This window comes from Nocardia sp. NPDC003269, assembly GCF_042888005.1.
Lineage (GTDB): Bacteria > Actinomycetota > Actinomycetes > Mycobacteriales > Mycobacteriaceae > Nocardia.
In genome coordinates this window covers 71,797-84,924 of the sequence record NZ_JBIAPA010000002.1, presented here as the reverse complement: position 1 = coordinate 84,924, position 13,128 = coordinate 71,797, and the positions used below count along the sequence as shown (strand labels likewise).

The following is a 13,128-nucleotide window of genomic DNA, read 5'->3' as shown; positions in this document are numbered from 1 at the left end:
CCGATGAAGGGGTCAACGATGACCATCCTTGCTCGCGCACGTTCGGGTCGCACCGAACCGGCCGAATTCGACATCCGGGACTACGTCGACGGTTCGACCGCCTTCTGGGGCGCGACCGCCAACGTGATCATGCAACTGAGTCTCGCGCCCGTCGGCTACGGCGTCGCGGAATCCCGGGTCCACAGCGGCAGCATCATGAAGCATCCGGTGAAGAGAACCCGCACCACCCTGACCTATCTGTCGGTGGCGCTGATGGGCGACGACGCCGATCGCGCCGCCTACCGCACCGCGATCAACGGCGCGCACAAGTACGTCCACTCCACCGCGGACAGCCCGGTGAAGTACAACGCCTTCGACCGGAAACTCCAGCTGTGGGTGGCCGCCTGTCTGTACTGGGGCGCGGTCGACGTGATGGCCCGCATCTACGGCCCCACCGACGACGACATCGCCGACACCTTCTACGAATACGCCCACCACCTGGGCACCACCCTGCAGGTGCCGAAGGAGATGTGGCCCGCCGACCGCGCCGCCTTCGACGCCTACTGGACCGAGCATCTGCCGCAGGCCCACATCGACGCCACGATCAAGGCCTACTTCGACGACCTGCTCGATCTGAAGATGGTCAGCCCGGCCCTGCGGCTGCCGTTCGCCCGGTTCCACCGCTGGTTCACCACCGGCCTGCTCCCCGCCCACCTCCGCGACGAGATGGGCATGACCTGGACCGAGCGCGACGAACGCGCCCTCAACCAGCTGATGCGCGCAGGCGGCAAGGTGACCGGCAGGCTGCCGCGGGTGGTCCGCAACTTCCCGTTCAACCTCACCCTGGCCGACATGCGCCGCAGGCAGCGCCGGGGCAAGCCGCTGATCTGACCGGTCCTGCCGCGCGCCTTCCGCGCCGACCTGCGACGTTCGGGTTTCATACCCACGATCGGATCGCCGTCGCACAGAACCGGAGGACGCTCATGAGCAGGCGAACAGTGATGTGGTGCGTGGCGGCGGCCGCCGCCGGTCTGGTGATCGGCGCGCCCGCCGCCAACGCCGACGAGGACCCGGCGACGGTGCCGTCCCGGACAGCGCTGTCGGTGCGGACCCCCGGTGGATTCGCCTGGGGGACGGCCAACGAGCACGAAACGCGGTCGGCGCTGTCGATGTCGAAGCTCTACATCGTCGACTACGCGCTGCGCCACGGCGACGGCGCGCCGGAGGACCGCGCGCTGGCCGAACGGATGATCCGCGACTCCGACGACGGCGCCGCCACCCAGCTGGCGAACAAGTATCCCCAGGCCATCGAGGCCACGGCGAGCGAATACGGGCTGCGCGCGACCCACGGCACCGCCGACTGGGGCCGCTCCAGCACGAGCACCGCCGATCTCACCGAATTCCTGGTCACCAAGCAGCGCACCGATCCCGGCTCGCCGATCTTCGGGTGGATGTCGGGCGCGAGCAACACCGCCGCCGACGGCACGCCCCAGAACTGGGGCACCGCCCAGCTGCCGGGGGTGCAGGGCAGCAAGTGGGGCTGGTCGGACCTGGATGCCCCCGAGGTGGCGTCGGCGTCCTTCGGCACCGGGTTCTCGGTCGCCGCGCACACCTACGGCACCCCGGCCGAGCAGTCCGCCGACGTGCTCGACGCGCTGCCCGCGGTGATCCTCAAGCTGGTCAGCGGGCGCTAGTCCATGTGCGGGTAGCGGTAGTCGGTCGGCGGGACGAAGGTCTCCTTGAGCACGCGCGGGGCGACCCAGCGCAGCAGGTTCAGCGGGGAGCCCGCCTTGTCGTCGGTGCCGGAGGCCCTGGCACCGCCGAAGGGCTGCTGGCCGACCACCGCGCCGGTGGGCTTGTCGTTGACGTAGAAGTTGCCCGCCGCGTAGCGCAGTGCGGCGCTCGCCTTCTCGATCACCGCGCGGTCGCGGGCGAAGACCGCGCCGGTGAGCGCGTAGGGCGAGGTCGAGTCGACCTCGGCCAGCAGGACATCGAAGGCGTCGGGCGCGTCGTCGTCGTAGACGTACACCGACAGGATCGGCGCGAAGTACTCGGTGCGGAAGGCGTCGTCGTGCGGGTCGTCGGCGAGCAGCACCGTCGGGCGGACGAACCAGCCGACGCTGTCGTCGTAGGTGCCGCCCGCGGCGATGGTGAGGCCCGCGTCCCTGGCGCGCTCGATGGCGGCGACGCCCTTGTCGTAGGCGCGCTGATCGATCAGCGCGCCACCGAAATTCGCGAGGTCGGCGACGTCACCGTAGGTCAGCTCCTCGACCGTTGCCAGGAACTTCTCCCCCATCGTCCGCCACAGCGAGCGCGGCACGTAGGCGCGCGAGGCGGCCGAGCACTTCTGGCCCTGGTATTCGAACGCGCCGCGAATCATGGCCGTGGCCAACGCGTCCGGGTCCGCGGAGGGATGGGCGAGGATGAAATCCTTGCCGCCGGTCTCCCCGACCAGGCGCGGATAGCTGTGGTAGCCCGCGATATTCGCGCCGACCTGCTGCCACAGGTAGCGGAAGGTCTTGGTCGAGCCGGTGAAGTGGATGCCGGCCAGGCGCGGATCCGCGAGCGCGATCTCGGAGAGGTCGCGGCCGTGGCCGGTGACCAGGTTGATCACGCCCGGCGGCAGCCCGGCGGCGACCAGGATCCGCATCGTGACCCAGGCCGCCAGGGTCTGCGACGAGGACGGCTTCCAGATCACCGTGTTGCCCATGAGCGCGGGCGCGGTGGGCAGATTGCCCGCGATGGCACTGAAATTGAACGGGGTGATCGCGTAGACGAAGCCCTCCAGCGGCCGGTAGTCCATCCGGTTCCAGACGCCGGGACCCGACTGCGGCTGCCCCTCGAGGATCTGGCGCGCGTAGGCGACATTGAACCGCCAGAAGTCGACCAGCTCGCACGGCGCGTCGATCTCGGCCTGCACCGCCGACTTGGACTGCCCGAGCATGGTGGCCGCGGCCACGGTCTCGCGCCACGGTCCCGACATCAGATCGGCGGCGCGCAGGAAGACCGCGGCCCGCTCGTCGAAGGACATCTCCCGCCACTGCGGCGCCGCGCGCACCGCGGCCTCGATCGCGTCGCTCGCCTCCTCGTGCGTGGTGTCGGTGTAGGTCCCCAGCACCAGCGACCGCCGGTGCGGCGCCACGATCCCGTGCCGCTCACCGTCCCCGCTCCGCTCCTGACCGCCGATCAGCAGCGGCACGTCGACGCACTCCCCCGCGATCTCGGCCAGCCGCGCTCGCAGCCGCTCCCGCCCCGCCGTCCCCGGCGCGTACGACTGCGCGGGCTCGTTCGCGGGCACCGGAACCACCGTGACAGCGTCCATACCCCGAGGCTATCGCCGCGGCCCCAAGATCGCCCGGACCGAGCTGTCGCCCGGCGCGTGGCGAGCTCCCACCGCTACAGCGGCGCCCACAGGTACCAGCCGAGCTGGGTCGATTCGAACGAGCCGCCCGCCGCGGCGACCTCGACGACGACCGGCTGGCCGACGCCGTCGACGGCACGCCGCACTGCGAGGGTGAAGGGCTCACCTGCGCGCGAGCGCCAGGCCGTGACGGTGGCGTTCGCGCCGAGCGCGGCCCCACGGGTGGTGGTGGGATCCGCCGTGGCGTGGCGACCGAGATAGGCGTCCGCGTCGGCGGCGGTGGCGTATTGGGTGTACCAGGAGGTGACGCCCAGCGAGTCCGTGCAGGTGATCTGCCGGACCGGCACCGGATCACCGGGTTGCACGATCATCGCGCCCGTGGGGAAACACTTCGAGTCCGACCACCCCGTGGCGGTCGGATCCTTGGGCAGCATCTGGGGGAAGTCGGAGACCAGCGCACTGTGCTCACCCCACGACGCGACGGGCGGCGGCGCGATCCGGCCGGGCCGCACGAACTTCCAGTAGACCGCGCCGATCCCGACCACCCCGACACCGCCCACCATGGCGAGCACGAGCAAGGTGACCGCGAGCGCGCGCCAGCGCGACGACACGGACTTGCGCGGCGGGGCGGACCGCGTACCGGACGCGGGGCATAGCCGGGTGGCGGCGCGTGCCAGCCGGGACCACCCGCGATCGGCAGCTGCGGCGCCGAGGGTGGCGGCGCCACAAGCGTCGCCATCGAGCTCGACTCCGGCTGCGTGCCGGGCCGCGGCGCCGGGTGGCTCGAACCGGGTGCGCTCGGCCCCTGGTGCGGTGCCCGCTCACCGTGCCCGGACGGCGTGAATGCCGTCGGCACTTGCTGATTCGGAGCGGACGGCGACTGCGCGTTCCGCACCGGCCCACCGCCGAGCGCGTCCACCACCGCCTGGGCGAATTCCGCACAGCTGTCGAATCGTTCGGCTGGGTCCTTGGCCAGCGCGCGGGCGATCACCGCGTCGACCCCCGGCGGCAAGGACGGCACCGTCGCGGATGCGCGCGGCACCGGCTTGCTCAGATGCGCGGCGACCACCGCGCCGGGATTGTCTGCGGGAAAAGGGCTTTCACCGGTGAGCAGGGTGAACAGGGTGCATCCGAGGGAGTACTGGTCGGAGCGGTGGTCGACGGCCGCACCGGAGAGCTGTTCGGGCGAGGCGTAGGCCAGGGTCGCCAGGAACGCGCCGGTCCGGGTGAGCTGGCGGGCGTCGCCGCGCAGGCGGGCGATGCCGAAGTCGGTGAGCAGCACGCGGTCGCCTGCACGGGCCGCGGCCAGCAAGATGTTGGCGGGCTTCACATCCCGGTGCAGCACACCGCGCTCGTGGGCGTAATCCAGCGCCTCGGCGGTCTGGGCGACGATGCCGACCGCACGGGCGGGGTCAAGTGCCGCGCCGCGGAACACCGACGCGTCGGTGCCGTCGACGTACTGCATGGAGATCCACATCAGCCCGGCCTCGACACCGCGGTCGAGCACCGACACGATGCCGGGATGGTCCAGGTGCGCCGAGACATCGGCCTCGCGTTCGAACCGGCCGCGCACCTCCGGGTCCGAGGACAGTTCGCGATTCAGCAGTTTCAGCGCCACCTGGCGCGGCAACCGCGGATGCGCCGCCAGGTAGACGGTCCCCATCCCACCCCGGCCGAGCAACCGTTCGATCCGATACCCGGCGAACACCGAGCCCGCGCCGAATTCCACCCCGTGCATCCGTGACGAGCCTTTCGATCCCATACCGCTCCGACTGCCGGACCCTAGCCGATCCGGCAGCCGGAACGCGAGATCAGCGCAGATCGTCGGCGATGATCCGCTCGATATTGCGCTCGGCCAGCGCGGTGATGGTGACGAAGGGATTCACGCTGGTGTTGCCGGGGATCAGCGCGCCGTCGATGACGTAGAGACCCGGGTAGCCGTGCAGGCGACCGTAGTTGTCGGTGGCCTCGTTGAGCACACAACCGCCCAGCGGGTGGTAGGTGAAGTCGTCACCCCAGGTCTTGTAGACGCCGAACAGATCGGTCCGGTAGATCGTGCCTTCCTTCTTGTTGATCTTGTCGAAGATCCGCTTGGCGGCGTCGATCGAGGACTGGTTCCAGGCGGTCTGCCAGTTCAGATCCACCTTGCCGGTGCCGGAGTTGAAGGTGAACTTGCCCCGGTTCGGGTTCTTCGTGATCGCCAGGTACAGGCTGACATAGGTCTCGATCCCGGACGGGAACGGCGCGACCTCGGCGAAGGCCGGACCGCCCGCGTCGGCCCAGTTGTCGATGCCCAGGCACGGCATGGCCGACTGCAGGCTGCCGGTGGCGTCCCACATGTGATTGGCCCGCCCGACCATGACATTGCCGTTGTTGCCCCACTTCTGCCCCACCGCGTCGGACAGATTGCGCAGCTGCCCTTTGGCTTTCATCGCGACCAGCAGCTTGCTGGTGCCGACGCTGCCCGCCGCGAAGAAGACCCGGTCCGCGGTCACCTTCTTGGTCGAGGTGGTCCGGCCCTGCGTATCGATCACCGCCATCTCCACCTCGTAGCCGCTGCCGCTGGGCGTGACCGAGGTGACCATGTGCTGGGCGGCGATGGTCACCTTGCCGGTGCCGGTGGCCGCCGCCAGGTAGGTCTTGTCCAGCGAGCGCTTGCCCGCGTTGTTGCCGTAGATCACCTCGCCCGCGAGCGCGGACCGGCGCACCGTGTTCGCCTGCTCCTTCTTCATGTACTCGAAGTCGTAGACGTTGGGCACGAAAGTCCAGCCGAATCCGGATCTTTCGGCATGTTTGCGCCCGACCCGCGCGAACTGGTAGCACTCGGCCGATTCGAACCAGTTCTGGTCGATGGTGTTCACCCCGAGCGCGCTGTTGGCGCGCGGGTAGTAGGTGGCGTACATCTCGTCGGCGTTCACCGAGGGCAGGATGGCGCCGAAGTTCTCCCGCTTCGGCGTCACCGCCATGCCGCCGTTGACCAGCGAGCCGCCGCCGACGCCACGGCCCTGGTAGACCCGGATGCCGCCGAAGCCCTCGGAGTCGAGCACGCCGGTGTAGCGGTCGATGTCCTTGTTGTAGGACCCGCCCATGAAGTAGCCCACCGGCTGATCGGTGGTCTCGCGCAGCCAGTAGGAGCGGCCGTCGGGCTTCAGGACCGGACAGAAGATGTCGCCGTCGGGCCCCGGCTTGGTCCAGGACATACCCATCTCGGCGACGAGGACGTCGACACCCGCCTGGGCCAGGCGCAGCGCGGCGACCGAGCCGCCGTAGCCGCTGCCGATCACCAGGGCGGGCACCTTGTCGCCGTCGGCCGCGGGCGCCGCCGCGGCGACCGCGCGACTCGCCAGCACGGCCGCGCCTAGCGTGAAACCTGTTGCAGCTAGGAACCCGCGGCGCGAAATGCCCCGGGTGTATTGGTACTGACCTGGCTTTTCATACAAGAATTCACGCACAGAGAGGCTCCTCATCGAGACTGCAATGAGAACCTGTTATACCGAGACTTGCACTGAAACGAACGTGTTTCGAACAAACGAAACCCCGGGCACTACGGTGCCCGGGGTTTGCGGAAGCGGTGCTTCAGGCCAGACGTTCGGCCGCGGCGGCCACCCGTTCGTCGGTCGCGGTGAGCGCGATCCGCACGTGCTCCGGCGAGCGCGGACCGTAGAAATCACCGGGCGCGGCGAGGATTCCACGCTCGGCCAGCCAGTCCAGGGTGCGTCGGCACGCCTCGCCGCGGGTGGCCCACAGGTACAGTCCCGCGTCGGAGTAGTCGATCCGGAAACCTGCCTCCTGCAATGCCTTTCGCAGGATCTCGCGACGCGCGCGGTAACGCTCGCGCTGGCGCGCCTCGTGCTCGTCGTCGGTCAGGGCGGCGGTCATCGCGGCCTGGATCGGGAACGGCAGCATCATGCCGGAGTGCTTGCGCACCTCGAGCAGTTCGGCGACCAGTTCCGGGTCGCCCGCGACGAAGCCGGCGCGGTAGCTGGCGAGATTCGAGGTCTTCGACAGCGAGTGGATCGCCAGCAGACCGGTGTGGTCGCCGTCGCACACGCGCGGGTCGAGGATCGAGACGGCCTCACCCTCCCAGGTCAGACCCAGGTAGCACTCGTCGGAGGCGACGACGGCCCCGCGCTCGCGCGCGAACGCGACCACCTTGCGCAGGTGCTCGATCCCGAGCACCTTGCCGGTCGGGTTCGACGGCGAGTTCACGAAGATCAGCGCGGGCTTCTGCGGGCCGATCTGGGTCAGACCGTCCGCGCGCCACGGCTTGGCGCCAGCCAGCAGCACGCCGACCTCGTAGGTCGGGTAGGCGATCTCGGGGATCACGACGAGATCGTCGGAGCCGAGCCCGAGCAGGCGCGGCAGCCCGGCGATGAGCTCCTTGGTACCGATCACCGGCAGCACGGCGGCCGGGTCGACGCCGGTGATCCCGAACCGGCGCGCCATGGCCGCGACGGCGGCGGCGCGCAGCTCAGGGGTGCCGTGCGTGGTCGGGTACCCGGGCACCTCGGCGACCGATCGCAGCGCCTCCTGGATCAGCGGATCGACCGGGTCGACCGGCGTACCGACCGACAGGTCGACCAGCCCACCGGGGTGGGCGGCCGCCTTCTCCTTGACCGCGGCGATCGTGTCCCAGGGGAAATCCGGCAGCAGGCTGCTGACCCTCATTCTTCAGCCATGGGCGGCAGCGCCTTGATGAAGGCCGGGTCGAAGTCGACCTTGCCCACCTTGGTGGCGCCACCGGGGGAACCGAGCTCGTCGAAGAAGTCGACGTTGGCGTTGATGTAACCGCTCCACTGGTCCGGGGTGTCGTCCTCGTAGAAGATCGCCTCCACCGGGCAGACCGGCTCACACGCACCACAGTCAACGCACTCGTCGGGTTGGATGTAGAGCATGCGGCCACCCTCGTAGATGCAATCCACGGGGCATTCCTCGATGCACGCCTTGTCCTTCACGTCAACGCACGGTTCAGCGATGATGTACGGCACTGCCGTTCTCCTAGTCTGTCCTCACCTGCGGTGGTACTCCGCCACCGAAACCCTATCCCGAGACCGCACCTCAGTCCCAGGTCAGCCTGCCCTAACTCGCACTCTCGATCAGCCGATCACTCTTTACCTCCGGCGTATCGGACCCTAGATTCAGAACAGGATCTCGTTGTCGTCAGCGCAACGAAGGGAGCCGCCATGAGTACGGCGGAAGATCGTGCGGCCGCGCTTGATCTGGTAGCCCGGCTGAAATCCGCATATCCCGAACTTCCCGACGCGCCGCCGCCGGACCTCCTCGACCACGCACGGCTGTGGGCCTATCTCAAGACCGACCACGATGTCGGCGGTGAACCCGACGCTGCGATCACCTACGAGAACAAACAGTACGAGGTCTGGGAGCACAACACCTATGTGATCTGCGAGGTACTCGCCTGGCGCGGGATCTGGCTGTCCGAGGAGCGGCGCCGGATCGGCAATGTCGACCTGGGCCGCACCATGTACCTGGGCCTGCCGTATTACGGCCGCTGGCTGCTGGCCGTCGCCCGGGTGCTGGTCGAGAAGCAGCACATCGGCCTGACCGAACTGAGTGAACGCCTGCTCGAGGTCCAGGCGCGGTACGTGGACGGCCTGGGCGGGAAACCGCCGACCGCCCAGCCGAAGTTCGAGGGCGACGGCACGGGGGTCGTCCGCAACCGGCACCACCTCGCTGCGGTCGGCAAGGGTGATCCACAGGTCTTCGCCGGGCAGGCGGGCGCGGCGGCCTTCGCGGTCGGCGATGCCGTGCGGGTCAGGGAACTGCCCGCGCTGTTCTACACCCGCACGCCGGAGTACGTGCGCGGCGCGGTCGGCCGGATCACCTCGCTGGCCTACGAGAGCCCGGCCCCCGAGGACGAGACGTGGGACCGGCACGACGCGACACCCGAGTGGTTCTACGTCGTCGAGTTCGAGCTCGCGCGCCTGTGGCACGGCTACACCGGCACCGCCGCCGACGTGCTGCGCACCGAGATCCCCGAACGCTGGCTCCAGGTGGCGTCATGACCGACCACGAGCACGACCACGATCACGAGCGCACCGTGGCGCCCATGGTTGACGAGATCACCGATTTCGAGGTGCTCGAGATCGCGCTGCGCGAACTGTGCATCGAGAAGGGGATCTTCACCGCCGAGGAGCACCGGCGGTTCACCGAGTTCGCCGAACAGATCGGGCCGACGCCCGCGGTGCGCCTGGTGGCCAGGGCCTGGCTCGATCCCGGCTTCCGGGCGCTGGCGCTGGCCGAGCCGATGACGGCGAGCAAGGCGGTGGGCGTGGACTGGCTGGAGCCGACCGGTTTCGGCACGCCCAGCGACTTCACCGCGTTCTCCATCCTCGCCGACACCCCGACGCTGCACAACGTGATCGTGTGCGCGCTGTGCTCGTGCTACCCGCGCCCGATCCTGGGCAACTCGCCCGAGTGGTATCGCACGCCGAACTACCGGCGCCGCATGGTGCGCTGGCCGCGTCAGGTGCTCTCGGAGTTCGGGCTCACCCTGCCGCCGGAGGTCGCGGTGCGGGTGCACGATTCGAATCAGAAGCACCGGTTCATGGTGCTGCCGATGCGGCCCGACGGCACCGACGGCTGGACCGAGGATCAGCTCGCGGAGATCATCACCAGGGACTGCCTGATCGGCGTCGCGCTCCCGAAACCGGGGGTGACCACCAACGTGATCACCGCGACCCGGCCAGCCATCCACCCGGCGACCTAGCGGAAGGCAGCGATGAGTACCCCACGCGAGATCGCGGCGTTGCGGGCGATCGTCGATCGCGACCAGGTGTGGCCCCGGATGGCCGCCGAGTACGGCGTGACCAATCCCCTGCCCCCGTGGAAGTCCAGCCTGGACGGCCTCTGCGACGCGCTCGATCACGCCGCGTGCGCACCGGGCGGCCTGGACTTCCAGGCCAGACGCGACGACGAGGACACGCTCGCGGCGACCGTCTACCCCGGCCTGCCCTACCCCGAGAACCAGCTCGTCGCCCTGGCGCACTCGCTGGTGGCCCGGGGCGTCATCGACGAGACCGAGCTGGCGGAGCGCCTGATCAGGATTCGAGCCCGGCTCGAATCCTGATCCGCCCGTTCGGCATTCGCCGCGCTCAGCCGATCGTCAGCGGCAGCGCCACCGGCTTGGGCGGCACCGTGCCGTAGACGGTGGTGCGCTCGCGCACCGGCCGGTCGATGCCCGCGGCGATCTCGGTGAGCTCGGCGACGGTCTTGGCCGAGCCGTGCTGGGAGCCCGCCATCCGGGAGATGGTCTCCTCCATCAGGGTGCCGCCGAGGTCGTTGGCGCCGCCGGTGAGCATCATCTGGGTGCCGACGGTGCCGAGCTTGACCCAGCTGGTCTGGATGTTGTCGATGCGGCCGTGCAGCATGATCCGGGCCAGCGCGTGCACCGCGCGGTTGTCGCGGTTGGTCGGGCCCGGCCTGGCCGCGCCCGCCAGGTAGAGCGGGGCGCTCTGGTGGACGAACGGCAGCGGGACGAACTCGGTGAAGCCGCCGGTCTGGTCCTGGATGCCGCGCAGCACCCGCAGGTGACCCACCCAGTGCTTCGGGTTGTCGACGTGGCCGTACATCATCGTCGAGCTGGACCGGATGCCCAGCTGGTGCGCGGTGGTGATCACCTCGATCCAGGCCGAGGTGGGCAGCTTGCCCTTGGTGAGGACCCAGCGCACCTCGTCGTCGAGGATCTCGGCCGCGGTGCCGGGAATCGAGTCGAGCCCGGCCTCCTTCAGCGCCGCCAGCCAATCGCGGATGCTCTGGCCGCCACGGGAGGCGCCGTTGACGATCTCCATCGGGCTGAACGCGTGCACGTGCATCGACGGGACGCGGGCCTTGATCGCGCGGACCAGATCGGCGTATCCGGTGACCGGCAGCTCGGGGTCGATACCGCCCTGCATGCAGATCTCGGTGGCCCCGTCGACGTGGGCTTCCCAGGCGCGGTCGGCGACCTCGTCGGTGCTCAGCGTGAACGCGTCGGCGTCGCCCTTGCGCTGGGCGAACGCGCAGAACCGGCAGCCGGTGTAGCAGATGTTGGTGAAGTTGATGTTCCGGTTCACCACGTAGGTGACGTCGTCGCCGTTGACCGTGCGGCGCAGCGAGTCGGCCAGCGCCGCGATGGCGTCCAGGTTCACCCCGTCGGCGGTGGCCAGGGCGAGGTACTGGTCGTCGGTCAGGCCCGCCGGGTCGTGCTCGGCGGCGCGCAGGGCGTCGAGCACGTCCGAGTCGAGCCGTTCCGGCGCGGTGACGGCCAGGTCGCGGGCGTGTTCGCGGATGGTCTCCCAGTCGCCGAAGGCGCCGACGACCTCCTGACCGAGCCCGGAATCGCTGCGGCTCTCGGTGTTTCGCCCCTCGGTGTCGATCGCGGTGTTCAGGTCGACGCGGCCGACCGAGTCCCACGATTCGTCGGGCTCCTGCCACGGCAGGCCGACCGGCAGCGCGTCGGGCCTGGCCAGGCCGGTCGCCGGATCGGTGAGCGCGGCGACGTGCGCGCCGATGCGCGGGTCGATCCACGGGTGGCCCGCGCGCACGTACTTCGGGTGCGCGGAGGTGCGCTCGACCAGGGTGTAGCCGGCCGCCTCGGTGATCTCGCGCAGGGTGTCCAGGTTCGGCCACGGGCGTTCGGGATTCACGTGGTCGACCGTCACCGGCGACACCCCGCCCCAGTCGTCGATGCCGGCGTCGATCAGCGCGCGGCAATCGCTGTGCGAGACCAGGTTCGGCGGCGCCTGCACCGGAACATCCGGTCCGAGCAGCAGTCTCGTCACCGCGACGGTGGCCAGGAACTCGGCGACATCGGCGTCGGGGACATCGCGCATGGCGGTGTCGTCCTTGGCGCGGAAGTTCTGCACGATCACTTCCTGGATGTGCCCGAACTCGCGGTGCTGCTTGCGAATCGCCATGATCGACTCCGCGCGCTCGGTGAGCGTCTCACCGATGCCGACCAGGATGCCGGTGGTGTAGGGCACCGAGAGCCTGCCCGCGTCGGTGATCGAGCGCAGCCGCACCGCGGGGTCCTTGTCGGGACTGCCGTAGTGGCACTGCCCCTTCTCGGTGAACAGCCGCGTCGAGGTGGTCTCGAGCATCATGCCCATCGACTGCGCGACCGGCTTGAGCCGGGCGATCTCGGCCCAGCTCATCACGCCGGGGTTCAGATGCGGCAGCAGACCGGTCTCCTCCAGCACCAGGATGGAGACGGCGCGCAGGTAGTCCAGGGTGGAGTCGTAGCCGCGCTCGTCGAGCCACTGCGCGGCCTCGGGCCAGCGGTCCTCGGGCCGGTCGCCCAGGGTGAACAGGGCCTCCTTGCAGCCGAGCGCGGCGCCCTCGCGGGCGATCGCGAGCACCTCGTCCGGTTCCAGGAACATGCCGTGGCCCTCGGCGCGCAGCTTGCCCGGCACGGTCACGAACGTGCAGTAGTGACACTTGTCCCGGCACAGCTTGGTGAGCGGGATGAAGACATTGCGCGAATAGCTGATCGTGCGGGGCCTGCCCGCCGATTCCAGGCCCGCGTCGCGGACCCGGGCCGCGCTGGCGCACAGATCGGCGAGATCGTCGCCGGTCGCGTGCAGCAGGACGGTCGCCTCGTCGACATTGAGGGTGACACCGTCGCGTGCCCGGCGCAGCGCCCGGCGCATGGCGGCGGGAGTCGGCGGCGGCAGGGGAACGCTCGGGTTCGGAAGCTCGGTCACCCCGTCGATCATGCGCTACTTCTTTCCGGAACGTGCGGTCGGCTGGTCACGGGCCCGGCTGGGCACGAGTTTGTCGTCCTCGTCGCA

11 protein-coding genes and 1 pseudogene are annotated in these 13,128 nt (G+C 69.7%); 5 read left to right on the top strand and 7 right to left on the bottom strand.

Annotation, left to right across the window (positions count from 1 at the left end; genetic code table 11):
• Positions 1-18: 18 nt before the first annotated feature.
• Both ACFYWJ_RS11045 and ACFYWJ_RS11040 read left to right on the top strand, forming a co-directional pair.
• On the top strand, positions 19-870 hold the full coding sequence (locus ACFYWJ_RS11045; RefSeq protein WP_355276377.1) for an oxygenase MpaB family protein: 852 nt from the start codon (positions 19-21) through the stop codon (positions 868-870).
• A gap of 92 nt (positions 871-962) precedes the next feature.
• Positions 963-1,673, top strand: a complete 711-nt coding sequence (locus tag ACFYWJ_RS11040) for a hypothetical protein (protein WP_355276379.1) — start codon at positions 963-965, stop codon at positions 1,671-1,673.
• Here the strand turns inward: ACFYWJ_RS11040 and pruA are convergent.
• The 6 genes and pseudogenes from pruA to fdxA all read right to left on the bottom strand — a co-directional run bounded on the left by pruA (position 1,670) and on the right by fdxA (position 8,328).
• Positions 1,670-3,301, bottom strand: coding sequence for an L-glutamate gamma-semialdehyde dehydrogenase (gene pruA / locus ACFYWJ_RS11035; RefSeq protein ID WP_355276380.1), 1,632 nt, complete (start codon positions 3,299-3,301; stop codon positions 1,670-1,672). The two genes, ACFYWJ_RS11040 and pruA, sit on opposite strands and share 4 nt — an antisense overlap.
• Before the next feature lie 74 nt (positions 3,302-3,375).
• Positions 3,376-3,951 (bottom strand): hypothetical protein, encoded by a 576-nt coding sequence (locus tag ACFYWJ_RS11030; protein ID WP_355276578.1) that lies wholly within the window; start codon positions 3,949-3,951, stop codon positions 3,376-3,378.
• 395 nt (positions 3,952-4,346) lie between these two features.
• Positions 4,347-5,003: pseudogene (locus tag ACFYWJ_RS11025) on the bottom strand (serine/threonine-protein kinase); the annotation flags it as partial.
• Between the two features lie 148 nt (positions 5,004-5,151).
• Positions 5,152-6,807 (bottom strand): GMC oxidoreductase, encoded by a 1,656-nt coding sequence (locus tag ACFYWJ_RS11020; RefSeq protein WP_355276382.1) that lies wholly within the window; start codon positions 6,805-6,807, stop codon positions 5,152-5,154.
• A gap of 109 nt (positions 6,808-6,916) precedes the next feature.
• On the bottom strand, positions 6,917-8,008 hold the full coding sequence (dapC, locus tag ACFYWJ_RS11015) for a succinyldiaminopimelate transaminase (RefSeq protein ID WP_355276384.1): 1,092 nt from the start codon (positions 8,006-8,008) through the stop codon (positions 6,917-6,919).
• Complete coding sequence (gene fdxA, locus ACFYWJ_RS11010; RefSeq protein WP_189026332.1) at positions 8,005-8,328, bottom strand: ferredoxin; 324 nt, start codon at positions 8,326-8,328, stop codon at positions 8,005-8,007. Before fdxA ends, dapC begins: the two co-directional genes overlap by 4 nt.
• 195 nt (positions 8,329-8,523) lie before the next feature.
• Between fdxA and ACFYWJ_RS11005 the strand changes: the two genes are divergently transcribed.
• From ACFYWJ_RS11005 to ACFYWJ_RS10995, 3 genes are read left to right on the top strand one after another with little or no spacing between them, the layout of a single operon-like run.
• Positions 8,524-9,363 (top strand): SH3-like domain-containing protein, encoded by an 840-nt coding sequence (locus tag ACFYWJ_RS11005; RefSeq protein WP_355276386.1) that lies wholly within the window; start codon positions 8,524-8,526, stop codon positions 9,361-9,363.
• Positions 9,360-10,067, top strand: coding sequence for a thiocyanate hydrolase subunit gamma (gene scnC, locus ACFYWJ_RS11000; protein ID WP_355276387.1), 708 nt, complete (start codon positions 9,360-9,362; stop codon positions 10,065-10,067). Before ACFYWJ_RS11005 ends, scnC begins: the two co-directional genes overlap by 4 nt.
• Before the next feature lie 12 nt (positions 10,068-10,079).
• Complete coding sequence (locus ACFYWJ_RS10995; protein WP_355276389.1) at positions 10,080-10,427, top strand: thiocyanate hydrolase; 348 nt, start codon at positions 10,080-10,082, stop codon at positions 10,425-10,427.
• Positions 10,428-10,452: 25 nt separating this feature from the next.
• On the opposite strand, the gene ACFYWJ_RS10990 is transcribed toward ACFYWJ_RS10995, so the two are convergent.
• The gene (locus tag ACFYWJ_RS10990) at positions 10,453-13,053 is read right to left on the bottom strand and encodes a bifunctional FO biosynthesis protein CofGH (protein ID WP_355276391.1); all 2,601 of its coding nucleotides are present in this window, start codon (positions 13,051-13,053) and stop codon (positions 10,453-10,455) included.
• Between the last annotated feature and the right edge of the window lie 75 nt (positions 13,054-13,128).

Excerpts from the sequence above, each read along its gene's own strand:
- ACFYWJ_RS10990 (WP_355276391.1), bottom strand. The coding sequence starts at position 13,053 with ATGATCGACGGGGTGACCGAGCTTCCGAACCCGAGCGTTCCCCTGCCG.
- ACFYWJ_RS11040 (WP_355276379.1), top strand. The coding sequence starts at position 963 with ATGAGCAGGCGAACAGTGATGTGGTGCGTGGCGGCGGCCGCCGCCGGT.
- ACFYWJ_RS11045 (WP_355276377.1), top strand. The coding sequence starts at position 19 with ATGACCATCCTTGCTCGCGCACGTTCGGGTCGCACCGAACCGGCCGAA.
- ACFYWJ_RS11020 (WP_355276382.1), bottom strand. The coding sequence starts at position 6,807 with ATGAGGAGCCTCTCTGTGCGTGAATTCTTGTATGAAAAGCCAGGTCAG.
- ACFYWJ_RS10995 (WP_355276389.1), top strand. The coding sequence starts at position 10,080 with ATGAGTACCCCACGCGAGATCGCGGCGTTGCGGGCGATCGTCGATCGC.
- pruA (WP_355276380.1), bottom strand. The coding sequence starts at position 3,301 with ATGGACGCTGTCACGGTGGTTCCGGTGCCCGCGAACGAGCCCGCGCAG.
- dapC (WP_355276384.1), bottom strand. The coding sequence starts at position 8,008 with ATGAGGGTCAGCAGCCTGCTGCCGGATTTCCCCTGGGACACGATCGCC.
- scnC (WP_355276387.1), top strand. The coding sequence starts at position 9,360 with ATGACCGACCACGAGCACGACCACGATCACGAGCGCACCGTGGCGCCC.
- ACFYWJ_RS11005 (WP_355276386.1), top strand. The coding sequence starts at position 8,524 with ATGAGTACGGCGGAAGATCGTGCGGCCGCGCTTGATCTGGTAGCCCGG.